At 72.0% G+C, this 23,305-nt stretch carries 21 protein-coding genes; 17 read left to right on the forward strand and 4 right to left on the reverse strand.

What is annotated here, in order from left to right:
• Positions 1-63: 63 nt before the first annotated feature.
• From ACZ6WN_RS24240 to ACZ6WN_RS24280, 9 genes are all read left to right on the forward strand, one after another.
• Complete coding sequence (locus ACZ6WN_RS24240; protein ID WP_465868327.1) at positions 64-1,134, forward strand: Gfo/Idh/MocA family protein; 1,071 nt, start codon at positions 64-66, stop codon at positions 1,132-1,134.
• Positions 1,131-2,132, forward strand: coding sequence for an NAD-dependent epimerase/dehydratase family protein (locus tag ACZ6WN_RS24245; protein WP_465868329.1), 1,002 nt, complete (start codon positions 1,131-1,133; stop codon positions 2,130-2,132). The genes ACZ6WN_RS24240 and ACZ6WN_RS24245 overlap by 4 nt, the downstream gene beginning before the upstream one ends.
• A complete protein-coding gene (locus ACZ6WN_RS24250) occupies positions 2,129-3,262 on the forward strand; it encodes a DegT/DnrJ/EryC1/StrS family aminotransferase (RefSeq protein WP_465868331.1) in 1,134 nt (377 codons plus the stop codon). The genes ACZ6WN_RS24245 and ACZ6WN_RS24250 overlap by 4 nt, the downstream gene beginning before the upstream one ends.
• The gene (locus tag ACZ6WN_RS24255; RefSeq protein ID WP_465868333.1) at positions 3,259-3,885 is read left to right on the forward strand and encodes a NeuD/PglB/VioB family sugar acetyltransferase; all 627 of its coding nucleotides are present in this window, start codon (positions 3,259-3,261) and stop codon (positions 3,883-3,885) included. The genes ACZ6WN_RS24250 and ACZ6WN_RS24255 overlap by 4 nt, the downstream gene beginning before the upstream one ends.
• A complete protein-coding gene (locus tag ACZ6WN_RS24260; RefSeq protein ID WP_465868335.1) occupies positions 3,885-4,934 on the forward strand; it encodes a glycosyltransferase family 2 protein in 1,050 nt (349 codons plus the stop codon). Before ACZ6WN_RS24255 ends, ACZ6WN_RS24260 begins: the two co-directional genes overlap by 1 nt.
• A complete protein-coding gene (locus tag ACZ6WN_RS24265) occupies positions 4,931-6,397 on the forward strand; it encodes an oligosaccharide flippase family protein (protein WP_465868336.1) in 1,467 nt (488 codons plus the stop codon). The genes ACZ6WN_RS24260 and ACZ6WN_RS24265 overlap by 4 nt, the downstream gene beginning before the upstream one ends.
• The gene (locus tag ACZ6WN_RS24270; RefSeq protein ID WP_465868338.1) at positions 6,394-7,512 is read left to right on the forward strand and encodes a DegT/DnrJ/EryC1/StrS family aminotransferase; all 1,119 of its coding nucleotides are present in this window, start codon (positions 6,394-6,396) and stop codon (positions 7,510-7,512) included. The genes ACZ6WN_RS24265 and ACZ6WN_RS24270 overlap by 4 nt, the downstream gene beginning before the upstream one ends.
• Positions 7,513-7,591: 79 nt before the next feature.
• A complete protein-coding gene (locus ACZ6WN_RS24275) occupies positions 7,592-8,848 on the forward strand; it encodes a rhamnosyltransferase WsaF family glycosyltransferase (protein ID WP_465868340.1) in 1,257 nt (418 codons plus the stop codon).
• Positions 8,849-8,857: 9 nt separating this feature from the next.
• Positions 8,858-10,630: a hypothetical protein gene (locus ACZ6WN_RS24280; RefSeq protein ID WP_465868342.1), complete on the forward strand. Its 1,773-nt coding sequence runs from the start codon at positions 8,858-8,860 to the stop codon at positions 10,628-10,630.
• Here ACZ6WN_RS24280 and ACZ6WN_RS24285 read toward each other — a convergent pair.
• A complete protein-coding gene (locus ACZ6WN_RS24285) occupies positions 10,614-11,324 on the reverse strand; it encodes a hypothetical protein (protein WP_465868344.1) in 711 nt (236 codons plus the stop codon). The genes ACZ6WN_RS24280 and ACZ6WN_RS24285 overlap by 17 nt on opposite strands.
• 173 nt (positions 11,325-11,497) lie before the next feature.
• Between ACZ6WN_RS24285 and ACZ6WN_RS24290 the strand changes: the two genes are divergently transcribed.
• Together ACZ6WN_RS24290 and ACZ6WN_RS24295 are read left to right on the forward strand one after the other, a co-directional pair.
• Positions 11,498-12,286 (forward strand): hypothetical protein, encoded by a 789-nt coding sequence (locus ACZ6WN_RS24290; RefSeq protein WP_465868346.1) that lies wholly within the window; start codon positions 11,498-11,500, stop codon positions 12,284-12,286.
• Positions 12,287-12,292: 6 nt separating this feature from the next.
• Entirely contained in the window at positions 12,293-13,675 is a 1,383-nt protein-coding gene (locus tag ACZ6WN_RS24295; protein ID WP_465868348.1) for an O-antigen ligase family protein, read from the forward strand.
• Here ACZ6WN_RS24295 and ACZ6WN_RS24300 read toward each other — a convergent pair.
• Positions 13,610-15,202 carry a DUF4082 domain-containing protein gene (locus ACZ6WN_RS24300; RefSeq protein ID WP_465868350.1) on the reverse strand — a complete coding sequence of 531 codons (1,593 nt, stop codon included), beginning with the start codon at positions 15,200-15,202 and terminating at the stop codon, positions 13,610-13,612. The genes ACZ6WN_RS24295 and ACZ6WN_RS24300 overlap by 66 nt on opposite strands.
• Positions 15,203-15,399: 197 nt before the next feature.
• On the opposite strand from ACZ6WN_RS24300, the gene ACZ6WN_RS24305 reads away from it, so the two are divergent.
• Together ACZ6WN_RS24305 and ACZ6WN_RS24310 are read left to right on the forward strand one after the other, a co-directional pair.
• Entirely contained in the window at positions 15,400-16,065 is a 666-nt protein-coding gene (locus ACZ6WN_RS24305; RefSeq protein ID WP_465868352.1) for a hypothetical protein, read from the forward strand.
• A complete protein-coding gene (locus tag ACZ6WN_RS24310) occupies positions 16,062-17,627 on the forward strand; it encodes an acyl-CoA ligase (AMP-forming), exosortase A system-associated (protein WP_465868354.1) in 1,566 nt (521 codons plus the stop codon). Before ACZ6WN_RS24305 ends, ACZ6WN_RS24310 begins: the two co-directional genes overlap by 4 nt.
• Positions 17,628-17,647: 20 nt before the next feature.
• Here the strand turns inward: ACZ6WN_RS24310 and ACZ6WN_RS24315 are convergent, their stop codons facing one another.
• The gene (locus ACZ6WN_RS24315) at positions 17,648-18,313 is read right to left on the reverse strand and encodes a polysaccharide deacetylase family protein (RefSeq protein WP_465868356.1); all 666 of its coding nucleotides are present in this window, start codon (positions 18,311-18,313) and stop codon (positions 17,648-17,650) included.
• Between the two features lie 122 nt (positions 18,314-18,435).
• On the opposite strand from ACZ6WN_RS24315, the gene ACZ6WN_RS24320 reads away from it, so the two are divergent.
• The 4 genes from ACZ6WN_RS24320 to ACZ6WN_RS24335 are packed head-to-tail and all read left to right on the forward strand — an operon-like array spanning position 18,436 to position 21,736.
• A complete protein-coding gene (locus ACZ6WN_RS24320; RefSeq protein WP_465868357.1) occupies positions 18,436-19,377 on the forward strand; it encodes a glycosyltransferase in 942 nt (313 codons plus the stop codon).
• Complete coding sequence (locus ACZ6WN_RS24325) at positions 19,374-20,237, forward strand: GNAT family N-acetyltransferase (RefSeq protein WP_465868359.1); 864 nt, start codon at positions 19,374-19,376, stop codon at positions 20,235-20,237. Before ACZ6WN_RS24320 ends, ACZ6WN_RS24325 begins: the two co-directional genes overlap by 4 nt.
• Before the next feature lies 1 nt (position 20,238).
• On the forward strand, positions 20,239-21,441 hold the full coding sequence (locus tag ACZ6WN_RS24330; RefSeq protein WP_465868360.1) for a pyridoxal-dependent decarboxylase, exosortase A system-associated: 1,203 nt from the start codon (positions 20,239-20,241) through the stop codon (positions 21,439-21,441).
• Between the two features lie 28 nt (positions 21,442-21,469).
• Positions 21,470-21,736, forward strand: a complete 267-nt coding sequence (locus ACZ6WN_RS24335; RefSeq protein ID WP_465868362.1) for an acyl carrier protein — start codon at positions 21,470-21,472, stop codon at positions 21,734-21,736.
• A gap of 65 nt (positions 21,737-21,801) precedes the next feature.
• Here the strand turns inward: ACZ6WN_RS24335 and ACZ6WN_RS24340 are convergent, their stop codons facing one another.
• A complete protein-coding gene (locus tag ACZ6WN_RS24340; RefSeq protein ID WP_465868364.1) occupies positions 21,802-23,199 on the reverse strand; it encodes an AMP-binding protein in 1,398 nt (465 codons plus the stop codon).
• Positions 23,200-23,305: the final 106 nt, after the last annotated feature.

Consider the following 23,305-nt stretch of genomic DNA (forward strand, 5'->3'; position numbering starts at 1 on the left):
ATTGCGGGGATAGGTGGGGCGAGGCTCTTCGGAGTCTCGCCCCTCGCCGATTCCATGGTCGACATGACTGATGGGGAACCGCTCGGCGTGGCAGTGGTCGGGGCCGGATACTGGGGCCCGAATCTGGTCCGCAACTTCCGGAATGCACGGGACTGGGCGCTGGTCGCGGTGGTCGATCTGGACCTCGCGCGGGCCCGGGAGGTGATCGGTGGCGGCACCGACGTGCTGGCCACGACCGACCTCGACGAGGTCCTCGCGCGCGAGGACGTGGACGCGGTCGCGATCGCCACCCCGGCGCGTACGCACCGAGGACTGGTGGAGCGGGCGCTGCGGGCCGGGAAGCACGTGCTCGTCGAGAAGCCGCTGGCCGACGACGTGGCGTCCGGGCGGAGCATGGTCGAGGCCGCGCGCGCCAATGATCTCGTGCTGATGGCCGACCACACCTACTGCTACACGCCGGTCGTGCAGAAGATCCGCGAGCTGGTCGAGGACGGGTCGCTCGGCGAGATCCTGTTCGTCGACTCGGTGCGGATCAACCTCGGGCTGGTGCAGCCCGACGTCGACGTCTTCTGGGACCTGGCCCCGCACGACCTCTCCATCCTCGACTTCGTCCTGCCCGGCGGGCTGCGTCCCACCGGGGTGGCCGCCCAGGGCTCCGACCCGCTGGGAGCCGGCAAGGCGTGCGTCGGCTATCTCACCCTGCCGCTGGAGGGCGGGGCGATGGCCCACGTCCACGTCAACTGGCTCAGCCCCACCAAGATCAGGCAGATGGTGATCGGCGGGAGCCGGCGTACGTTGGTCTGGGACGACCTCAACCCGCAGCAGCGGCTCAGCGTCTTCGACCGCGGCGTCGACCTGGTCCAGCAGAGCGTGGACATCGCCGACCGCGCCGCCGCGACCGTCTCCTACCGCCTGGGAGACACCTGGGCGCCCGCGCTGCCCGAGTACGAGGCGCTCTCGCGGATGGTCGGCGAGTTCGCCGGTGCGATCCGGGACGGCCGTACGCCGCGCACCGACGGGGCCGCCGGGCTCCGTGTCCTCTCCGTCCTGGAGGCGGCCCAGACCAGCCTCCGAGCCCGTGGCGCCCTCGTCGAGGTGGCTGCCCTGACCCCCACCCTGGAGCTGATCCGATGACAACTCTCAACGGCGCGAACGTCCTGGTCACCGGGGGTGCGGGCACGATCGCCTCCACCATCGTCGACCAGCTCCTCGACGCGGGTGTCGCGCACGTCGACGTGCTCGACAGCCTGATCCGGGGGCGCAAGGCCAACCTCGACGACGCGCTCGCCTCCGGCCGGGTCACGCTGGTCGAGGGTGACATCCGCGACCGTGACCTGGTCGGCGACCTCACCGCCGGAAAGGACCTGGTCTTCCACCAGGCCGCCATCCGAATCACGCTGTGCGCCGAGGAGCCGCGGCTGGCCAACGAGGTGCTGGTCGACGGGACGTTCAACGTCGTCGAGGCCGCGGTCTCCGCGGGTGTCTCGAAGCTCGTCTATGCCTCCTCGGCCTCCGTCTTCGGCCTCGCCGAGGAGTTCCCGACGCCGGAGGGGCACCACCACAACAACAACGACACCCTCTACGGGGCCGCGAAGTCCTACAACGAGGGGTTGGTGCGGTCCTTCCGGGCGATGCACGGGCTCGACTACGTCGGGCTGCGCTACTTCAACGTCTACGGGCCCCGGATGGACGTCCACGGCGCCTACACCGAGGTGCTCGTGCGCTGGATGGAGCGGATCGCGGACGGCAAGCCGCCGCTGATCTTCGGTGACGGGCGCCAGACGATGGACTTCGTCTGCGTTCCCGACATCGCCCGCGCCAACATCCTGGCGGCCGCCTCCGAGGTGAACGAGGGCGTCTACAACATCGCCTCCGGCACCGAGACCTCGTTGCTGGAGCTGGCCGAGGCGCTGCTGCGGGTGATGGGCTCCTCGCTCGGTGTCGAGCACGGTCCCGAGCGAGCGGTCAACGGGGTCACCCGCCGGCTCGCCTCGATCTCGGCGGCCCGCGACGACCTGGGCTGGGAGCCGACGATCGGGCTCGAGGAGGGGCTGCGACAGCTCGTCGAGTGGTGGGCCCCGCTGCGCTCCGAGATCGCGGCCGGGCGTGAGCTTCGCGGGGACGTGTCGTGAGTCGCATCAACGTGATGCAGCCGTGGCTGGGCGAGGAGGAGGTCACGGCGGTCACCGAGGTGCTCCGCTCCGGCTGGGTCGCCCAGGGGCCGCGCGTGGCCGAGTTCGAGCGCCGTTTCGCGGAGTCCCAGCAGGCCGCCCATGCGGTCGCCACCTCGAGCTGCACGACGGCGCTCCACCTGGCGCTGGTCGTGGCAGGGGTGAACCCCGGGGACGACGTCGTCGTCCCGTCGTTCTCGTTCATCGCGACCGCCAACGCCCCCACCTACGTCGGGGCCCGGCCGGTCTTCGCCGACGTCTCGCCGCTGACGGGGAACCTCACCGCCGAGACGGTCCGGGCCGCCCTCACACCGTGGACGACCGCGGTGATCGTGGTCGACCAGGGCGGGGTGCCGGTCGACCTGGAGGCGATCCGGGAGGTCTGCGACCCGCTCGACATCGTGGTCGTCGAGGACGCGGCGTGCGGGGCGGGCTCGACCTACCGCGGCCGCCCCGTCGGCGCCGGTGCCGAGATCGCGGTCTGGTCCTTCCACCCGCGCAAGCTCCTCACCACCGGCGAGGGCGGGATGCTCACCACCTCGCGGGGTGACCTGGCCGCGCGGGCGCGCACGCTGCGCGAGCACGCGATGAGCGTCTCGGCCGCCGACCGGCACGCGAGCCTCGTCTCCCCGCCGGAGTCCTACGACGAGGTCGGGTTCAACTTCCGGATGACCGACCTGCAGGCCGCGGTGGGCATCGTGCAGCTCGACCGGCTGAACGAGATCGTGACCCGGCGCCGCGAGCTGGCCGCGTCCTACGCGAAGGCGATCCTCGAGATCGACGGGCTGCGTGCCGTGGCCGACCCGGCCTGGGGCACGAGCAACTTCCAGTCGTTCTGGGTCGAGATCTCGCCTGCGTACGGGACGGACCGCGAGGGGCTGCTGAGCGTCCTGGCCGAGGCCGGGATCTCCGCGCGTCGCGGGATCATGGCCGCACACCGGCAGCCTGCGTACGCCTCGGAGGCGGTCGAGCTGCCGGCCACCGAGCATCTCACCGACACCACGCTCATCCTGCCGCTCTTCCACCAGATGTCGGACTCGGAGCAGGCGCGGGTCATCGGCGTACTCCGACAGGGGGGAGCACGCCGATGACCACGCTCGTTCTCGTCGCTGCCAGCGGGTTGGCGGGGGAGGTGGCCGCCGCCGCGAGCGGCTACGACCAGATCGTCGCGGTCGACGACGACCGCGAGCGGTGGGGGACCGTCGTCGGCGGCGCCAAGGTCATCGGTCCCGTCGAGCTGGTCTCCGACTGCGGCGCGGACCTGGTCGTGTGCACCGGAGCGGGCCGGGTGCGCCGCAGGCTCCTGGAGCGGCTGCTCGACTACGGGGTCACCCCGGAGCGGTTCGCGACCGTCATCCACCCCGATGCCTCGGTCGCCGAGGGGTGCGAGGTGGGGCCCGGCAGCGTCCTGCTCGCCGGCGTCAGGCTGACCTCGCAGGTCTCGGTCGGCCAGCACGTCGTGGTCATGCCCAACGCGGTCCTCACCCACGACGACATCGTCGCGGACTTCGCCACGCTGTGCGCGGGCGTCGTCCTGGGCGGGGAGGTGGTCGTCGGCGAGGGCGCCTATCTCGGGATGAGCTCCTCGGTGCGCCAGCGCGTCACCGTGGGGGCCGACGCCGTCCTCGGCATGGGGGCCGTGCTCCTCGAGGACCTCCCCGCAGGCGCGACATGGGCCGGGGTCCCCGCCCGCCCGGTCCGGGTGCCGGTCTGATGCGCCGCTTCCACCGTCCGCGACCGCTGCGGACGCGACCCTCGGTCAGTGTCGTGATCCCCTGTTACAACTACGGGCACTACCTGCCCCAGGCGGTCGCGGGTGCCCTCGCCCAGGACGGCGTCGACGTCGATGTGCTGATCGTCGACGACGCATCCCCCGACGGCAGCGCCGAGGTCGCACGTGCGCTGGCCGCGGCGGATCCGCGCGTCGAGGTGCTCGTCCACGAACGGAACGCCGGGCACATCCAGACGTACAACGACGGGCTCTCCCGGGTGCGCGGAGACTATGTCACCCTCGTCTCCGCGGACGACGTGCTGATGCCCGACGCACTCACCCGTGCCGCCGCCCTGATGGAGCACCACCCCGGGGTCGGCCTGGTCTACGGGTACGCCCGCTCGTTCACCGACGACCTCCCGATCGGACCGACGAGGACCCGGAGCTGGTCGGTCTGGTCGGGACGGGACTGGCTCGGCACGGCCGCCCGGCAGGGCCGCTGCTTCCTGGTCAGCCCCGAGGCGGTCATGCGCCGTGAGGCGTTGGAGCAGACCGAAGGGTACGACCCTCGGCTGCCCCACTCGGGCGACTTCGACATGTGGCTGCGCACCGCGGTGCACTGGGACGTCGGCCGGGTGGACGGACCGATCCAGGCGGCCTACCGCGTGCACGACGCCAACATGCACCTGACCGAGTACGCCGGCTGGCTCACCGACCTGCGCGAGCGCCGGCGCACCTTCGACATCCTCTTCGAGGAGCGCGCCCCGGACGTCGCCGACGTCCAGAGGCTGAGGACGTACGCGATGCGTGCCCTCGCCCGGGAGGCCCTGCGCCGTGGCCGGGAGAGCGCGCACGGCGACGCGGGGACGCTCCTCGACTACCTCGACTTCGCCGCCGAGACCGACCCCGCCGTCCGGGGAACCAGGGCCTGGGCCCGCGCCCGGGCCGAGGCCACCGAGGGCCGACTGTCCGCTCCGGCGCCGTGGAGCCGCGCGACTGCGAAGGTCCGGCACCACCTCCGGTGGCGGTTCGAGCGCAGGTACGGCACATGACCACGACGACCTCTCAGGGCACGGTGGCCGCGCGCGTGAGCCGTGGCCTGGGCTGGGGCCTGGGCGGCACCATCGCGATGCGGGTGGGCAGCGTGCTGTTCGGCATCCTGGTCGCCCGGCTGGTCGCACCGGCCGAGTTCGGGGTGTACGCGGTCGCGCTGACGGTCTGGACGATCCTCAGCACCCTGGCCGATCTCGGGCTCGGCGCCGACCTGGTCCGCGCGCCCGACATGGAGCCTCGGGCGCCGACGGTGGCGAGCATCGGCCTCGGTGTGAGCCTCGCCCTCGGCGCGACGATGGCCCTGGCCGCGGAGCCGATCGCGATCGCCTTCGACAGCCCGGAGTCGACCGACGTGATCAGGCTGATGGCGGTGAGCATCGCGGTCTTCGGTTTCACGATCGTTCCCTCCGCGCGGCTGACCAGGGCCTACCGTCAAGGTGCCCTGTTCGGGATCAACGGGCTCGGGCTGCTGGCCTCGGTGGTGGTCGCGCTCGGGCTGATCCTGGGTGGCATGGGCGCCGAGGCGCTCGCCTACGGCCAGATCGCCTGCCAGAGCGTGATCGCGGTGGGCCTGTTCCTCGTCACCCGCACCGTGCCGCGACTGGGGTTCGACCCTGCTCTGGCCCGGGACTCGCTCGCGTTCTGTCTGCCGCTGGCCGCGGCCAACCTGCTCTCCTGGCTGCTGCTGAGCATCGACAACCTCATCGTCTCCCGCGCCCTCGGCCCCGAGCAGCTCGGGCTCTACGTGCTCGCCTTCAACATCTCCTCCTGGCCGATGAGCGCTCTGGGGGCTGCGGTCAGGGTGGTCGCGCTGCCTGCGTTCTCCCAGGCGTCCACGGTGCAGGTCCGCAACCGTGGCCTGGTGCTCTGCATCGCACCCCTGCTCGCCGTGGCCACCCTGGCCTCGCTCGGCCTGGCCGCCGCGGCCGTCCCGCTGGTCACCCTGGTCTACGGCGAGCGCTGGGAGCCCGCGGCCGCTGCGCTCACCGGGCTCGCGGTGTTCGGGGGTGTCCGGGTCGTGCTCGACCTGGTGGCCACCTTCCTCGTCGCCGCGGGGGAGACCCGGGCCGTCCTCGTCGTGCAGGTCGCGTGGGTCGTGGCGATGGTGCCGGCGATGATCGTCGGTGTCTCCCGCTGGGGTCTGGCCGGCGCCGGCTGGACCCATGTCGCGGTCGTCGCGGTCGTGGTGGTGCCGCTCTACCTGCGGGCGCTCGCCACGGTCGGGGTCCGGCCCGGAGACCTCCTGCGACAGGCGGCGGTCCCGCTCCTCGCGGCCGTCCCGGCGGCCATCGTCTGCGGCTGGCTCGCCGGCCTCGGGAGCAACCGGGTCCTCACGCTGCTCGGCGTCACCGTCCTCGTCCTCGTCCTCTACGCACTGCCGCTGCTGCGGTGGTGGCGCGCTCGATTCACCCAGCTTCGCCGGCTCGAGCCGGCCGCTCTCCCGGAAGGAACCCCGTCATGACCGCGAACCCACGCCCGAGCGTGCCCTTCGTCGACCTGCGGCCCCAGAACGAGGCCGTCAACGACGAGGCGGTGAGCGCGTTCGCCGAGATCTGCGCGAGCGGCGAGTTCGTGCTCGGACCGCAGGTGCGGCGCTTCGAGGAGGAGTACGCCGAGTTCGCAGGCGTCGAGCACTGCGTCGGCGTCGGCAACGGCACCGACGCGCTCGTGCTCGCCCTGCGCGGTGCGGGCATCGGGGCAGGGGACGAGGTGATCGTGCCCGCCAACACCTTCGTCGCCACGGCCGAGGCGGTCGCCATCGTCGGAGCCGAGCTGGTGCTCGCGGACTGCGACGAGGACTTCCTGATCGATCCCGTCGACGTCGCCCGCCGGGTCACCAGCCGCACCCGCGCGGTCATCGGGGTGGACCTGTACGGACAGGTGGCGCCCTTCGAGCACCTCCGCGATGCGGTGGGGGATGACGTACTCCTCCTGGAGGATGCGGCCCAGTCACAGGGAGCCAGCCGGAACGGCCGGCCGGCGGGGTCCTTCGGCACCGTCGCCGCGACGAGCTTCTACCCGGGCAAGAACCTCGGCGCTTACGGGGACGCGGGAGCGGTGACCACCGGGTCCGCGGAGATCGCCGACCGGGTCCGGGCCCTGCGCAACCACGGCGGGGTCGCGAAGTACGAGCACCTCGACGTGGGCACCAACTCCCGTCTGGACTCGGTCCAGGCGGCGGTCCTCTCGCTCAAGCTCGAGCGCCTCAAGGGCTGGAACGCGGAGCGTGACGAGGCCGCGCAGCGGTATGCCACGCTGCTCGCCGACCTGCCCGGGGTGGTCCTGCCGCGGGTCCTGCCCGGCAACCAGCACGTCTGGCACCTCTACGTCGCCCGGGTCGCCGACCGCGACCGAGTGCTGCGCGAGCTCCTGGAGGCCGGGGTCGGCGCCGGCATCCACTACCCGGCGCCCGTGCACCTGTGGCCCGCGTTCTCCTGGCTGGGACACGGACCCGGCTCGTTCCCGGTCGCGGAGGCGCTCGCCCAGGAGATCCTCTCGCTGCCGATGTTCCCGGGCATCACCGCAGAGCAGCAGGAGATCGTCGCGGAGACCCTCGGCAGGGCGGTGCGGCCATGAGCGAGCGTCAGCGAGCGAACAATGGATCTTTCATCGGGTCGCGTCCGTACTCTGGCGCTTGCGCTACGGAGGGGACCCGATGAGCGGCGGCCTCGGCGGCATCGCCGGGAAGCTCAGACGCGAAGGACCACGCGGAGTGGTCCGCCGGGTCGTACGGCGGGCCTATCGGCAGCTCGACGCGCACACGCTCGACTTCGGCCTGCTGCCCGAGGACATCGCCGACTCCACGCGCCTGCAGCTGGGTCCGGTGGCGCCGGTGCCGGGTGGACGCCCCCTGGTGGTCGGCTGGCTCACCACGCCGCCGGCGGCCGGCTCGGGTGGTCACACCACGATGTTCCGGATGGTGGAGGCGCTGGAGCAGGCCGGCCACCGCTGCGTCGTGCTGCTCTACGACCGGCACCACGGCTCGGCCGCGGCGCAGGAGGCGGTCGTCCGCTCCTCCTGGCCGCAGATCCGGGCCGAGGTGCGCTCCGTCGACGACGGCTTCGACGGCCTGGACGCCTGTGTGGCGACCGGGTGGGAGTCGGCCCACGTGCTCGCCGTCCGGCCCACGAGGCCCCTGCACCGGCTCTACTTCATCCAGGACTACGAGCCGTTGTTCTCGCCGCACGGGTCGGAGTACGAGCTGGCCGCCGACACCTACCGGTTCGGGTTCTCCAACATCGCGCTGGGGGAGATGGTGCACCGCCGGCTGCGCGAGGACCTGGGGGTCTCCTCGGAGCTGGTGCCGTTCTCGTGCGACACCTCCGTCTACAAGCTGCACAACCGGGCCCAGCGCTCCGGCGTCGTCTTCTACGCCAAGCCGGGCCTGGCGCGACGTGGCTATCTGCTCGGCACCCTCGCGCTCGCCGAGTTCCACCGGCGGCACCCGGACCAGCCCATCCACGTCTACGGCTCGCCCGTGCCCGACCTCGGGATCCCGGTGGTGCATCACGGCCGCCTCACCCCGGAGGGGCTGAACGCGCTCTACAACAGCTGCATCGCCGGCCTGGCGATGTCGTTCACCAACATCTCGCTGGTCGCCGAGGAGATGCTCGCGGCGGGCTGTGTGCCGGTGGTGAACTCCTCGCCCGATGCGCGTGCGGACCTCGACAACCCGCAGGTCGGCTGGGCCCCCGCGACACCGGGAGGCATCGCCGATGCCCTCTCCACGGCCGTCGAGGCGAGCGACATCCCGGCCCGGGCGGCGGCCGCCGCCGGGAGCGTTCGCACCGACAACTGGGCCCACACGCGCGCGGGCGTCCGCAGGATCATCGAGCACACCGCCAGGGGCGGCGCTCCCGTGGATTGGGTACGCATCGCCGACGGCGCCGGCGCCGCCTCGAGCCCTTCCTAGGGTTCTTCCATGACGTCCTCACCCCCGGGTTTCGCGGCGGTCTCGGCCGCCGCCGGCCGGTTCCCGCCGGCCCTGGCCGCGGCGGTCACGGCCGTCGCGCCGGAGGCGGCCTGCGACGGCACCCGGTCGGGGCTGCAGACGGCCACCTGGGGTGTGGACGATCCGCTGGTCGAGGGCCGCACGCTGGTTCTCACGCGCGAGCTGAGGCGACGGAACCTGGTGGTCGAACCCGAGGACGTGGCTCGGATGATCTCCCTCGGAGACCGGAAGGCGCTCGCGGAGATGCTGCCGACCTTCGGTGCCGTGCAGTGCGCCGGGAACACCGTCACCGCCACCACCGACGCGCTCGGGTTCCGCCATCTCTACTACCGGGTCGGTCCCGGCTGGGCGGCGGTCTCGACGTCGGCGCGGGTGCTGGCGGGACTGGCGCCGACGTCGCTGGACCACGACGGTCTCGCCGTGCAGAGCCTGCTCGGGTGGCAGTTGCGCGGGCGCAGCCTGTTCGAGTCGGTGACGAAGGTGCCCGCGGGCCGGCTGGTCGAGATCCAGGACGGCCGCCTCCGCATGGACACCTTCACCGAGGACGCCGACAGGGAGCGGGTCGGCCTCGCCGACGCGGTCGAGTCGATGAGCAGCATGCTCCGCGGCTACCTGGCCGCCTACCTCGACGATCACCCCGACGCGATCCTCCAGCTCACGGGCGGGCAGGACTCACGGCTGCTGCTCTCCGCGATCGAGCCGCGGCGCCGTCGCGGGCTACGCGTGGTGACCCTCGGGCGACCGGACTCTCCTGACGTGAGGATCGCCGCCGGGCTGGCGCAGCGCTACGGGATGAGACACGAGATCATCGACGTGGACGGCCTCGACGCGCTCGAGCCCGAGGAGGCGTACGCACGGTGCGTGGCTGCCGCCGGCGCGATCGAGCTCGGCGCGGACCCGCTGGCCTGGGCGGCCCTGGACTACGCCGAGGCCCGGGCGATGCCGGGCCCGCGGATCTCCGGCCTCGGCGGCGAGGTGGCCCGCGGGTTCTACTACCTCGGCCGCGACGGCGACGGCCCGGTCACCGAGGCACGGGCGCGGCGTCTGGCCGACTGGCGGATGTTCGTCAACGAGGCCGTGGAGTCCTCGGCGCTCCGTCCGTCGTTCCGGGAGCGGGCGCGCGAGGTCGCCCATACCGAGGTCCTGGCTGCCCTCGCCGAGGGTGGGCGCTCCTGGTTCGAGGCGACGGACGAGCTCTACCTCGGCCAGCGGATGCAGCACTGGGCAGGGGCGACCGAGTCGCCGGTGAGTGCCTGCCGGCGGATCGTCAACCCGATGCTGGACGACCGCTGGATCGCGACCGTCCGGGCGCTCGCGCCCGAGGACAAGGCGGGCTCCCGGTTCCTCGCCCGGCTCCAGGTGGAGCTGGACGCCGACCTCGCCCGGCTGCCGCTCGAGGGGCGCCCCTCGCCGGCGACCTACGTCACCCCCGGATGGCGCAGCTCCTGGCGACGGGGCGCGACGACGGTGGCCAAGGCCGGTCGCAAGCTCGGCCAGCGGGTGCGGGGACGCGGTCGGCCGCCGGTGGGTGGCGAGATCCTGGCCGACGCCGTGCTGACCTACTGGCGCGCTCACCCGGAGGCGGTCGCCGCTCTCGCGGAGAGCGAGGTCGTCGAGCCGAGCTGGCTCGACGACGTCCTCGCGGGCAGGCACCACCCGGGGCCCGGGACGGTGGCGTTCCTGCTCAACCTCGACCTCGCCTCCGACGCGGCGCGCCACGTCGGGGTCACCGCTGCGAGATGAGCTCCCGGTCGGGCCGGCCGGCGGTCGGGCCGGTCTGCTCGCGGGCCTGCGTCCGGCGCGCGTCGCGAGCGCGGGAGAGCCGCTCGACCCAGATCACCGCGACCACGGTGAGCGATCCGCCCAGCAGCGCGAGCCCTCCTGCCGTTCGCGCCCGGCTGCCGCTGATCTCCTGGACGACCACGTCCTCCGGAGCCATCTCGGTGGACATCCGCGACGCCTTGCGGACCCCCAGCTCGTCCTGTCGCCGTTGGAGGATGCCGTCGAGGTCCCGGCCGATCCGGGCAGCCTCCTCCTCGACGCGATCCGCGTCGGTGTTCACGACCTGCACGTCGATCACCGGGTTGTTGTAGATCGGGAGCCACTGGTTGCCGACGTTGCGCATCCGGACCCGCTCGCCCCGCTCGAGGCCCTCGCCGTAGAGGGTCGTCTCGGTGGTGCTCATGTTGAGCGGGTGACGGCCCTGGTTGTACTCCTCCACCAGCAGGCCCGCCATCGGGACCATCCCATAGGGGTCCTCGCGGAGCGTGTTCGGGTTCACGGACTCCTTCGGCGGGAGCAGCACCACCTCGAACTGGGTGAAGTAGACCGGTGGCCGGTCGAGCAGCACCACGGCGCCGCCCAGCGTCAGCAGTGTGCAGGCCACCACGACGTACCACCTGCGCAGCAGCAGGCCGACGAGTTCGAGGGCTGTCACAACCCTCACCCTGTGCGCGACCACCGGCGGGGGACCACGATCGGTCCGGTCGGTACCTCGTCTTGGGTATGACGAGGTGGGTGCGGCGCGGAGCACGCCGCAGAACCTGACGATGGCTGTGCCCGGGCACGGGGATGCCTTCAGCCACTGTCTAGCGAAAGCGACCGGAACACATGGAACTCAGCGCGGTGTGGGGGGCCTTGGCGCGCCGCTGGTATCTCGTGATCGTCACGCTGGGGCTGACCGTCGTCGCCGTCGTGGTGATGATGGGGCGGGTGGGTCCCTCCTACACGGCTCAGGGCACCCTGCTCCTCTTCCCGCCCGACGGCACCACCCGAGCAGGCGAGAAGATCGAGGGCAACCCCTACCTCTCCCTGGGCGGACTCAACCCGGCCCGCGACATCCTGATCCGCGCGATGACGTCCAAGACCGCTCGGGCCGAGCTCGAGAAGAGCCATCCGGACGTGAGCTACGAGATGTACGCCGACATGGCCGTGAGCGGGCCGATCGTCGTGGTCGAGGTGACCGGTGCCAGCGACGAGGACACGATCGGTGCGCTGAACGACCTGTTCGACGCCGCGCCCGGGGTGCTCGTCGGCCTCCAGTCCGACCTGGGGATCAAGCGTCGCGAGTACATCTCCATCCAGAAGCTCACCATCGACGAGACCTCCGAGAAGGTCACCAAGGACCAGCTCCGCGCCGGGATCGTCGGCGGTGCCGGCGTCCTGGTGGGCGGGCTCCTCGGCATCGGGCTGCTGGACGGGCTGCTCCTCTCGCGGGGCCGCGCCAGCAGACGTGAGCGGGAGGACGGGCCGCCCGAGTCCGGCCCCTTCGGTGAGGACCGCAACGAGCGCAGCAACGTGGAGCACCTGGAGCCACATGGCCGGGTGGCGCCCGCCCGGAACGGGTTCGCCCAGGTCGTGCCGCGCGATGAGCGGTCGTCCGGCGCACAGCGCGGGTGAGCGACGATGCCGGCCGCACGCCGCACCGGCGCACGGAGCCTCGCTGAGCCGAGGGTGGAGGTGCGCCGCTCCGTCGATGCCGCCACCATCCTGACCGCCTACCTCGTCGTCCTGCTCTCCATCCGCTCGGTGCTGGTCGTGCCGGCGCTGGGCACGGCGGGTGCGCCGGCGACGATCGTCGCGATCGGCGCGTTCCTGTGGTGGGTCTGGTACCACGTCCAGCGCTTCTACCGGATCGACCTCGGGTTCCAGCCGCTGCGGTTCGCGGTCCTCGGTCTCCTCCTGACCGTGATGGCCTCCTACGTGCTGGCGATGTCCGGCCCCATGCCCGGCAACGAGCTGACGCCCGCCGACAGCGGGCTGCTCAAGATGATCGGGCTGGCCGGACTGGCGATGGTGGCCTCCGAAGGGATCTCCTCCCTCGACCGGCTGCACGCGGTGGCCCGCCGGCTGGTGATCGGGATCGGGCTGGTCGCCGTGCTGGGCCTGGCCCAGTTCGTGACCCGAGAGGCGCTGGTGGACCGGATCAGCATCCCCGGGCTCTCCGCGCGGGGCATCGAGATCGGCCTGTACGAGCGCAGCGGCATGCCACGCCTGAGCGGGACCTCCACGCACCCCATCGAGTACGGCGTCATCCTCTCGACGGTGCTGCCGCTGGTGATCGTCTACGCGCTGCACGCGCCCACCCGGCGCTGGCTCTACCGAGCGATCCTGGTCGTCGTCGCGATCACGATCTTCATGGTGATCTCGCGCTCGGCCATCCTCTGCACCGCCGTCGCGATCATCGTCCTCGCCCTCCGCTGGACCTGGCGGATGCGCCTGATCGCGCTCGGCTGCGGGGCCGCGATCTCGGGCCTGGTGTATCTCCTGGTGCCGGGGATGCTCGGCATCATCACCGGGCTGTTCGTCGGTGCCGGCGACGACGCCAGCGTGGCCTCCCGCACGGACTCCTACGGCGTGGCCTTCCAGTTCATCGCCCGCGACCCGTGGCTGGGCCGGGGGCCCGGGACGTTCCTGCCGCAGTACTGGATCCTGGACAACCAGTATCTCGGCCACACCATCGAGACCGGGCTGATCGGCATGGCCGCGCTGCTGGCCGTCATCCTGGTCGCCGCCTTCACCACACGCAGCGCCCGGGAGGCCGCGACCACCGACTTCGACCGCGAGCTCGCCCAGGGGCTGCTCGCCGCGATCCTCGCCGGCGCGACCGCGATGGCCTTCTACGACCTCTTCGCGTTCCCGCAGTCCTCGGGCTGCTTCATCCTGGTCGTCGGTCTCTCCGGTGCCCTGTACCGGCTCGTCCGGCAGCGACCGCCGGAGCCCTCACCCGGGATTCACGACGCCGCCGTCGGACCACACGTTGCCCCGCCAGACGTTGCCGGGCGCTGAGGAGTCGAAGGAGGCGATCGGGAACCAGTAGCCGCAGTTCGGGCGCGCCGCGGTGCGCTGGAAGACGTTGTCGATGAAGCGGATGTGGTTGGTGCCGCCGTACGCCTTGCCCGACGACGAGCCGCCGTAGGCACAGGTGCCGCCGGTCGTCACCAGGAACAGGTTGCGCTCGATGAGGTTGTCCTCGACGGTGGCGAAGTCGCCGTAACCGGTCAGGCCCGCCGAGCACCCGGCGTCGGGAGGGACGTCAGGCGCGTCGCAGGTGATCGTGTTGTGGCTGATGACACCGCCGGACCCCATCCGGATCCCGGACTCGTGGGCGACGCCGCTCAGGTCGGTGAACTGCCCGTGCACGTACGAGTCGCGGACGGTGCAGTCGCGCCAGCAGTTGATCGAGCGGTTGCCGCCGGTGACCTCGACCCGCAGCGCGGTGAAGCCGACGTTGCCGATGCCCGTCCCGCCGCGGTTGCCGATCCGGACCTCGCTGTCGACGATCGTGAACCCCAGCCCGTTGGACGCCTCGTCGTTGTACACGGTCCCGTTGATCACCGAGTTGCGGATCGTGACATCGGCCGCGCGCACGTTCAGCGTGCAGCTCACGATCTTGGCGTCGATCACGGTGCCGGCGGTGGTGATGGTGCACGGGCCCGTGTAGGGCGTCAGCCGTACGCCGGCGGGCACCCCGGTGGTCGCCGAGCTCGGGAACCCGTCAGGGATCGCGGTCGGCGACGACGGGACCGTGGTGGCCTCCGGTGAGGCCGAGGTCGGCGGCGGCGCGGTCGGCGTCGCCGGGTCGGTCGTCGAGGGCGTCGAGGTCGGCGACGGGCTCGGGGACGCTTCGGACGATCGCGTCGGGGACGAGGACGCCGATGACGGTGACGACGACGGCGATGAGGAGGAGGACTGGCTGGAGCCGGTCGGGCGCACCACGATGTCGACGGTGTAGCTGTTGGCCCCGAAGGTCTGGGTCGGGAAGGACCCGGGCCGGTAGGAGTAGACGCCGGCGTTGACCCCGGCCGTGATCGGCCCCCGGGAGACCGGCTCGGTGAAGAAGCTCTGGTCGGTGGAGTAGCGGCCCTGGGGTGCGGTGTAGGAGACGACGTAGTCCCTGCCGGGGCGGAGGATCACCGTGCGGTCGAGATCCGCCACCTGGAGGCCGCGCCGGGGTCGGTCGGCGAACTTCGCCCGGGCGAGCTCACGCCCCTTCCCGCTCCACAGGGTGCCGGTGTGCGGCCCGGTGTTCGCCGAGCTCTTGTAGAACTGGACCGCGACCGCTTCCACGGGCTCGGTCACCCGGAACCGCAGCCCCAGCTCGACCGGACGACGGTCCGGGTCGGTCACGACCGCGGGGACCGCGTCGTCGGGGAGCAGGCTGACCGCCTCGGCGCGGCTCTGCGAGATCGGCCAGACCACCCAGGCGGCGATGGCGACGATCGTGATCAGGATGCTGCCGATCAGGATGAAGGGTCTTCGGGCAGAGCCTCGGGAGCGCGCGGGTCCAGAGGTTCTACGTACCGAGGTCTGCATGTGGTTGCACCGTTCCGATGTAGGCAGCACCGTTGCAATATCCGACCCTGCACAGATGCCGGCGGCTCGGGCATCCTCCAGAATCGGTATCTCCGGCGGAGGGCCGGCGCGAGGTCCTTCTCGGCGCCTACCTGATACGAGGGATAGGAGCTTCCCGGGCCGGGTCCTCCGGACGGGTTGCCGTGGACGATTGTCGGGTGAACTTCGAGCTCCGTTCCCGACTGGTGGACTCTCCCGCGTCACTGGGCGCCACGCTCCGGCTCCGCCGCTGGGAGAGGTTCACGACGCTCTTTCCCGACATCGCCGACATGAAGGTCCTCGACGTCGGCGGCACGGCCGAGTCCTGGCTCCGTGCACCCGTACGCCCCGGGCACGTCGTCGTGCTCAACCTGACCGAGCCCGGCGTATCCCAGGAGAGCTGGCTGACGCCGGTCACGGGCGATGCCTGCGACGCACGTCGGGCCCTGGAGGAGGCCGGCGCGCCGGTGGCGTACGACCTGGTGTTCTCCAACTCCCTGCTCGAGCACGTCGGGGGCCATGCGCAGCGGTCCAGGCTGGCCGAGCAGATCCGGCAGGCCGCGCCGCGGCACTGGGTCCAGACGCCCTACCGGTACTTCCCGATCGAGCCGCACTGGCTCTTCCCCGGGATGCAGTTCCTCCCGATGGCGCTGAGGGCCTGGGTCGCCGAGCGCTGGCCGCTGGTCCACACGCTGCCCGCGTCACGGGCCGAGGCGATGGCCGACGTGCAGTGGACCGAGCTGGTCGGGATGACGGAGATGCGCTCCTACTTCCCCGACTCCGAGATTCTCCGGGAGAGGGTCCTGGGTCTGACCAAGTCGATGATCGCGGTGCGGACGCGATGAGGACGGTGCTGCACTCGCTGCTGCGTGAGCACGCGGAGGCCCGCCCTGACGCTCCGGCGCTCACGTACAAGGGCCTCACGCTGAGCTACGCCGAGGTCTGGGCCTCGGCCTGCGCGATCGCCGCCGGGCTCGGCGACCTCGGCCTGACTCGCGGGGACCGCTGCGCGATCTTCCTGGAGAAGCGACCCGAGACGGTCGCCTCGATCTTCGGGACCACCGCCGCGGGTGGGGTCTTCGTGCCGGTCAACCCGCTGCTCAAGGGTGGCCAGGTCGCGCACATCCTCGACGACTGCTCGGTGAAGGTCCTCATCACCTCACGAGAGCGGCTGCTGCTGCTCCGGCAGGAGCTGAAGGGGTGCGAGGCCCTCGAGCACGTCGTCCTGGTCGGGTCTGCAGTCGCCGAGACCGAGCTCGACGTCGAGGTGCACGCCTGGTCCGAGGTGTTCCCGAGCAAGGCTCCCGCACCCGACGGCGAGGTCATCGACCAGGACCTGGCCGCGATCCTCTACACCTCGGGCAGCACCGGAAAGCCGAAGGGCGTGGTCCTGAGCCACCGCAACCTGGTGGCCGGCGCCGAGAGCGTCAGCAGCTATCTCGGCAACGGGCCCGAGGACGTCATCCTCTCGGTGCTCCCGCTCAGCTTCGATGCCGGCCTCAGCCAGATCACCACCGCCTTCGCGGCCGGAGCGCACGTGGTGCTGATGAACTACCTGCTGCCCGGCGAGGTGCCCGCGCTGTGCGCCGAGTACGGCGTGACGGGACTGACCTGCGTACCTCCGCTGTGGCTGCAGCTGGCCGGCGTCGAGTGGCCGCCTGAGGCGCGAGCCCGGCTGCGCTACTTCGCGAACACCGGTGGGCGGATGCCGCGGGCCACGCTGCAACGGCTCCGCGAGCACTTCCCGACGGCGCAGCCGTTCCTGATGTACGGGTTGACCGAGTCGTTCCGCTCCACCTATCTCGACCCGGCCGAGGTCGACCGCCGGCCCGACTCCATCGGCAAGGCCATCCCCAACGCCGAGGTTCTGGTCGTACGTCCGGACGGCACGCCGTGCGATCCCGGCGAGGAGGGCGAGCTGGTCCATCGCGGCGCGCTGGTGGCCCAGGGCTACTGGGGCGATCCGATGCGGACCGCGGAACGGTTCCGGCCGCTGCCGCGGGAGCAGGCCTCGTGGCGTACGCCCGAGCTGTGCGTGTGGTCGGGGGACCGGGTCGTGGCCGACGAGGAGGGCTTCCTCTACTTCGTCGGGCGTCTGGACGACATGATCAAGACCTCCGGCTACCGGGTCAGCCCGACCGAGATCGAGGAGGTCGCCTACGACACCGGCCTGGTCCGCGACGCGGTGGCGCTCGGCCTGCCCGACGAGCGGCTCGGGCAGCGGATCGTGCTGCTGGTGACGCCTCCCGCGGGAGAGGGGATCGAGGTCGACCGGCTGCTGACCGCGCTGCGTCGCGCGATGCCGCCCTACATGGTGCCCTCGACCATCGACGTGCACCCCGAGCTACCGCGCTCGCCGAACGGCAAGTTCGACCGCGTCCTGATCCGGACCGTCCTGGCCTCGTGACCGTCCTGGCGCCGTGACGCTCAGCGCAGCCGCTTGACGAGGCCCGCGGCCTGGCGTTCCATCCGCCGGGCGATGCCCTGCCCGTTCAGGATCTGGCTGCGTACGCTGGCCCCGTCGTCGTCCGCGGTGATGCTGAACCTCGGCTGCAGCCAGGCTCCGGCCACGGCGTGAGCACGGTCGCTGGTGTAGACGTGCTCATAGCCCAGGCGGCGCAGGTGGCGCAGCGTGGCGCGGTCGTAGCGGCCGAGCGGGAGCGCCGCCTCCTCCACCGCCTCGCCGGCGGCCATGGTGATCTGCTCCCGGGCCTGGATCAGCTCACGGCGTACGCCGGCGGCGTCGAGTCCGCGCCAGCTGACGTGGTCCATGCCGTGGGTGCCGATCCGCATCCCCGCCACCCGGAGGAGGCGGACGTCGAGGCGGTCGACGCTCCCCGGACTGCCCAGCCGTGCCGCGAGCACGAAGAAGGTCGCGCTCAGGCCGCGTGCCTGCAGGCCCGGAAGCCCGATCGCGACGTCGGAGTGGTTGCCGTCGTCGAAGCTGATCCGCACCTCGGGGCGGCCGGCGACGGCATCGAGGATGTCCTCGTAGGCGTCCTGGCTGATCCAGTAGCGGTCTTCGCCCGGCTCCAGCTCGCGCTCGGGCTCGCCGATACCGTGGAAGCAGATGTTGGTCACGTGGGCGGGCATGTTCCTCACGCTAGGGATCCGGAGGCCGCGTCCGAGCGACCTTTGCGAAGGCCTACCTCATACGGGGGATCTGCGGTCGGGAGGCGGGTCCGACGGGGGCGGACGCGGCTGAGACTCGTGCTGTGTCGCTCCCGATCCGAACCATCGCCGTCGTGGTGGTGACCTACAACAGCGCTCACCTGCTGGCCGATCTCGTCGGCTCTCTACCGGGTGGGCTCGCCGGTCTCGGGTGGCGGTTGGTGGTCGCCGACAACGACTCCGCCGACGAGACCGTCGCGACCGCGCGCCGCCTGGCGCCGGACGCGATCGTCGTCGAGACCGGTCGCAACGGCGGCTACGCCGCCGGGATCAACGCGGGGGTCGCGGCTGCCTTCGCCGCGGATCCCGACGTCGACGCGGTGCTCGTGCTCAACCCGGACGTACGCCTGGAGCCGGACTGCGTCGCTGCGCTCGCGCGCGAGCTCGCGGTGCCGCGGGTCGGCGTGGCCGTGCCCCGGCTGGTCGACGCCGAGGGGCGGCTGATCGAGTCGATGCGCGGCGCCCCGAGCCTGCTGCGGGCCTTCGCCGATGCCGTCGTGGGCGCCAACCGCGCCGGACGGGTCCGCTGGGCCGGGGAGGTCGTGGCCGACCCGGCGGAGTACGAGCGCGCCCAGGACACCGACTGGGCCGAGGGGTCGACCCAGCTGATCAGCGCCGAGTGCTGGCGCACGTGCGGCCCGTGGGACGAGTCCTACTTCCTCTACTCCGAGGAGACCGAGTTCCATCTGCGGGCCCGTGACCGCGGCTTCCGGGTCCGGTACGTCCCCGCGGCCCGCGCCGTGCACCTCGGCGGCGAGTCCACCACCTCACCGGGCCTGTGGGCGCTGCTGGTCGCCAACCGGGTGCGGCTCTTCACGGTCCGCCGCGGACGGGTCCAGGGGGCGGCGTACTGGCTGATGGTGCTGGCCCGCGAGTGCAGCCGGGCGCTGCTGGGGAAGAAGACCTCCCGGCGTGCCGTGCTCACCCTGGTCAGCCGCCGCCGGATGAGCGCCCCGCGGGGGCCGGAGTGGGTGGCGAGCGCATGAAGGCCGTGCTCTCCCCGATCACCGCCGAGGACCTTCCCGCCGTCTCGGCGTTCCTGCACGAGCAGCTGAACCCTCGGGTCCAGGAGCTGGAGTGGACCCAGGCGCTGCGGGTGCCGTGGGACGTACCCCAGCCCAACCACGGCTTCTTCCTCGCCGAGGCGGAGCGGGTGGTCGGGGCCTACCTCGCCTACTACTCCGAACGGAAGATGGGTGCGGAGACCCTCCAGGTCTGCAACCTGGGCGCCTGGTGCGTCCTCGACAGCCACCGCCACCAGGGCCTGCGGCTGCTGACCACGCTGCTCAAGCAGCCGGGCTACGAGTTCACCGACTTCTCGCCCTCGGGCAACGTGATCGCGCTCAACCGGAAGCTCAAGTTCACCGACCTGGACACGACCACCTCGCTGGTGCCGGCCGTCTCGCCGGGCGCGCTGCCGAGGCGGCGCGGGGTGCGGGTGAGCAGCCGTCCCGACGTGCTGGACTCGGTCCTGCAGGGCGAGGAGCGGGACCTCTATGCCGACCACCGTGCCGCGGCGGCGGCCCGGCACGTGGTGCTGAGCACGGGCTCCGAGCACTGCTACGTCGTGGCCCGCAAGGACACCCGCAAGGGCGTACGCGCCTTCGCCTCGGTCCTCTACGCGAGCAACCCCGAGCTGCTCCGGCGGCACGCGCCGCGGCTGGCCGCGCACCTGTTCACCCAGCACGGCGCCGCGGCGACCCTGATCGAGCACCGGGTCGCGGGCGGGGCACCGAGCGGTTCCTACCGGCTGTCGCGGTCGCGGCCGAAGATGGTGCGCAGCGACGCCCTCGACCCGGACCGGGTCGACTACCTGTACAGCGAGCTGACATGTCTGGAGTGGTGAGATGACGTACGCCGGCGGGCCTGCAGTCGGAGGACTGGCGGTCTCGAGGTTGGCCGAGCGGGTCGGGTCGACCCCGTTCTTCGCCTACGACCGGGCCGCGATCGACGCCCGGGTGGCCTCGCTGCGGTCGGCGCTGCCCGGTGACGTACACCTGAGCTACGCGGTCAAGGCCAACCCGATGCCCGCGGTGGTGCAGCACCTGGCCCGGAGGCTCGACGCCCTCGACGTGGCGTCGGGCGCGGAGATGCGGGTGGCGCTCGACACCGGAATCGATTCGGGCGCGGTGAGCTTCGCGGGGCCGGGGAAGTCGGTCGCCGAGCTGGCCCAGGCCGTCGCCGCCGGGGTGCTGGTCGAGATCGAGTCGCCGCTGGAGGCCGAACGCCTGGTCGAGGCCGCCGACCGGCTCGGTCTTCGGCCGCGGGTGGCAGTACGGGTCAACCCGGACTTCGAGGTCAAGGGCTCCGGGATGCGGATGGGCGGCGGCGCCCAGCAGTTCGGGGTCGACGCCGAGACGGTGCCGCTGCTCCTCAAGACGCTGCACGACCGCGACGTCGAGGTGGCCGGCTTCCACGTCTTCTCCGGCTCCCAGAACCTGCACGCGTCGATCCTGGCGGAGGCTCAGGAGCGCACCGTCGACCTCGTCCTGCGGCTGTCCGGTGATCTCGTGGAGCCGATGACCTATCTCAACATCGGCGGCGGCTTCGGCATCCCCTACTACACCCAGGACCAGCCTCTCGACCTCCCGCTGGTCGGTGCCCGGCTCGAGGAGCTGCTGGCCACCCGCGTACGTCCGGCGCTGCCGTCCGCGCAGGTCGTCATCGAGCTCGGTCGCTATCTCGTCGGCGAGGCCGGGGTCTATGTGACCCGCGTCGTCGACCGCAAGATCTCGCGCGGCAAGACGTTCCTGGTCGTCGACGGCGGCATGCACCACCAGCTCGCCGCCTCCGGCAACTTCGGCCAGGTCATCCGCCGTAACTATCCGATCTCGGTAGCCACGGCTCGCGACGGGGTGGAGGCGGGGGAGGAGACCGTGCAGGTCGTCGGCTGCCTGTGCACGCCCCTGGACCTGCTCGGCGACAAGGTGAGCCTGCCGCGCGCCGAGGTGGGCGACCTGGTCGTGGTCCACCAGGCCGGGGCGTACGGCCTCACCGCCAGCCCCACCGCGTTCCTGAGCCATCCGGCACCGCTCGAAGTTCTCGTCTGAAACCCAATCTCCAACCCAAGGGAGTCCCATGACCATCGACACGACCGACGCGACCCTCGTCAGCGTCGCCGAGGCGATCACCGAGGTGATCGGCCCCGACCACAGCGCCGGCACCCTGGGCGCCGATACGCTGCTCTTCGGCTCCCTGCCCGAGCTCGACTCGCTCGCCCTGGTCGAGCTGATCACCGTTCTGGAGGACCGCTTCGGCTTCGAGATGGACGAGGACGACATCAACGCCGAGGTCTTCGAGTCCGTCGGGTCGCTGGCCGAGTACGTGCGCGGGCAGCTCGGCTGACGTTCACCGAGTTACCTCGGTTCGGGGTCACTTCCTTTGTGGAGTTCCGCGAAGGCAGTGACAGTTCACCGAGGTAACTCGGTGAACATGCCGCCCTCGGCCAGGGCCTGAGCAGCGGCGTGGTCGATCTTGCCGTTGCCGAGGCGGGGGAGCTGGGCGACGGGGACGAGTACGTCGGGGACCGAGTCGGGACGCAGCACCGTCGGGAGGCCCCGACGGAGGTCGTCCAACTGAGTCCCCGGGCCCTCGACGAGGCTGACCAGGTCGCCCGCGGGGGTGGCGGCGGTGAAGGTGGCCAGGCCGAAGGCCTGCTTCACCTCGGCGTCGAGGGCGTCCAGGTCGACGAAGCTCGCGCTGCGCTTCACCCGGCGGCCCGCCCGACCCAGGCAGAAGAGCTCCTCGCCGCGCCGGGCCCCGACATCGCCGGTCAGCACCCGCTCGGGCCCGTCCCAGCGTGGGAACTCGCCGCTCGGGGAGCCGAAGAGATAGCCGCCGGGCAGGTGAGGCGACTCGATGGCCAGCATCTCGCCCGCCGGCTCCATGGACGTACGCCACGCCCCGACCGCCCCGCGCCCGATCCCGACCGCGCCGTGGACCGCCGGCAGGTCGTCGCCGGCATCGAACCGGGCGGCGCTGGCGAACCCGATCGTCTCGCTGGTGCCGTACGTGTTGACGACGGTCGGGATGCCCAGGTCGAAGACCCGCTGCGCGTCGGCGGCGGAGAGCCGGTCGCCGCCGGAGCCCCAGACCCGCAGGGTCCGCGGGGCCGCGTCGACCCGCTCTGCGGCCGCGAGGTCGATGAACCGGGGCGCCAGCCTCAGGTGCGTCCCCTCGACGCGGGCGCAGAAGCCGAGCGGCCGGAGCCGGTCGCCCAGCGACCCGGACAGGTGGAGGGAGGCGCCGGCGGCCAGGGCGACCAGCAGGTTGGTCATCGCCAGGTCGTAGGAGAGATGAGAGACCTCGGCCCACACCGAGGAGGCGTCGAGATCGAGCGCGGCCGCGCCGTGCGGGACGAAGGCGTCGATGCCGGCCCAGGACGAGAGCACGCCCTTGGGGCCGCCGCCGGTGGAACCGGAGGACATCGCGACGTACCCGGCCGGCGGCTCGGTGCGGGTGGACGACGACGCGACCGCCCGGATCCCCGACCGGTCGAGCACGACGTCGGGATGGAGCGCCTGCAGGAGCGACCTGCGGTGCTCCTCGGCCGCCGACGGGTCCACGAAGCAGACCGGGAGATCGCCGAGGATCGCAGCCACGAGCGCGACGACCGCGTCGGTCGACAGCGGCAGCGACACCGCGACCAGCGGTCGCGGCACACCGGCCGCTGCGACGAGTGCGAGCCGCAGCTCCTCGGCCGCGCCGACCAGCCCGTCCCCGCCGAGCGAGGTGCGCCGGTCCGCGATCACGGCCTGCGACCGGGGTCGGGTGCGTACGGATCGGATGCGCTCGGCCAGCGGGTTCACAGCACGGGACGCTAGGAGCCGCGAGGTGCCGCGGCACGCGGGTCACCGATCACGATCCCCGGATTCGGGGATATGCCGGGTGTCCCGGCCGAGGGGATCTGCGTGC

The organism is Nocardioides sp. NPDC054178, from assembly GCF_055585005.1.

Coding starts and splice junctions, on each gene's coding strand:
- ACZ6WN_RS24300 (WP_465868350.1), bottom strand. CDS start 15,202: ATGCAGACCTCGGTACGTAGAACCTCTGGACCCGCGCGCTCCCGAGGC.
- ACZ6WN_RS24265 (WP_465868336.1), top strand. CDS start 4,931: ATGACCACGACGACCTCTCAGGGCACGGTGGCCGCGCGCGTGAGCCGT.
- ACZ6WN_RS24260 (WP_465868335.1), top strand. CDS start 3,885: ATGCGCCGCTTCCACCGTCCGCGACCGCTGCGGACGCGACCCTCGGTC.
- ACZ6WN_RS24290 (WP_465868346.1), top strand. CDS start 11,498: ATGGAACTCAGCGCGGTGTGGGGGGCCTTGGCGCGCCGCTGGTATCTC.
- ACZ6WN_RS24310 (WP_465868354.1), top strand. CDS start 16,062: ATGAGGACGGTGCTGCACTCGCTGCTGCGTGAGCACGCGGAGGCCCGC.
- ACZ6WN_RS24325 (WP_465868359.1), top strand. CDS start 19,374: ATGAAGGCCGTGCTCTCCCCGATCACCGCCGAGGACCTTCCCGCCGTC.
- ACZ6WN_RS24335 (WP_465868362.1), top strand. CDS start 21,470: ATGACCATCGACACGACCGACGCGACCCTCGTCAGCGTCGCCGAGGCG.
- ACZ6WN_RS24240 (WP_465868327.1), top strand. CDS start 64: ATGACTGATGGGGAACCGCTCGGCGTGGCAGTGGTCGGGGCCGGATAC.
- ACZ6WN_RS24270 (WP_465868338.1), top strand. CDS start 6,394: ATGACCGCGAACCCACGCCCGAGCGTGCCCTTCGTCGACCTGCGGCCC.
- ACZ6WN_RS24315 (WP_465868356.1), bottom strand. CDS start 18,313: ATGCCCGCCCACGTGACCAACATCTGCTTCCACGGTATCGGCGAGCCC.
- ACZ6WN_RS24330 (WP_465868360.1), top strand. CDS start 20,239: ATGACGTACGCCGGCGGGCCTGCAGTCGGAGGACTGGCGGTCTCGAGG.
- ACZ6WN_RS24245 (WP_465868329.1), top strand. CDS start 1,131: ATGACAACTCTCAACGGCGCGAACGTCCTGGTCACCGGGGGTGCGGGC.
- ACZ6WN_RS24255 (WP_465868333.1), top strand. CDS start 3,259: ATGACCACGCTCGTTCTCGTCGCTGCCAGCGGGTTGGCGGGGGAGGTG.
- ACZ6WN_RS24275 (WP_465868340.1), top strand. CDS start 7,592: ATGAGCGGCGGCCTCGGCGGCATCGCCGGGAAGCTCAGACGCGAAGGA.
- ACZ6WN_RS24280 (WP_465868342.1), top strand. CDS start 8,858: ATGACGTCCTCACCCCCGGGTTTCGCGGCGGTCTCGGCCGCCGCCGGC.
- ACZ6WN_RS24295 (WP_465868348.1), top strand. CDS start 12,293: ATGCCGGCCGCACGCCGCACCGGCGCACGGAGCCTCGCTGAGCCGAGG.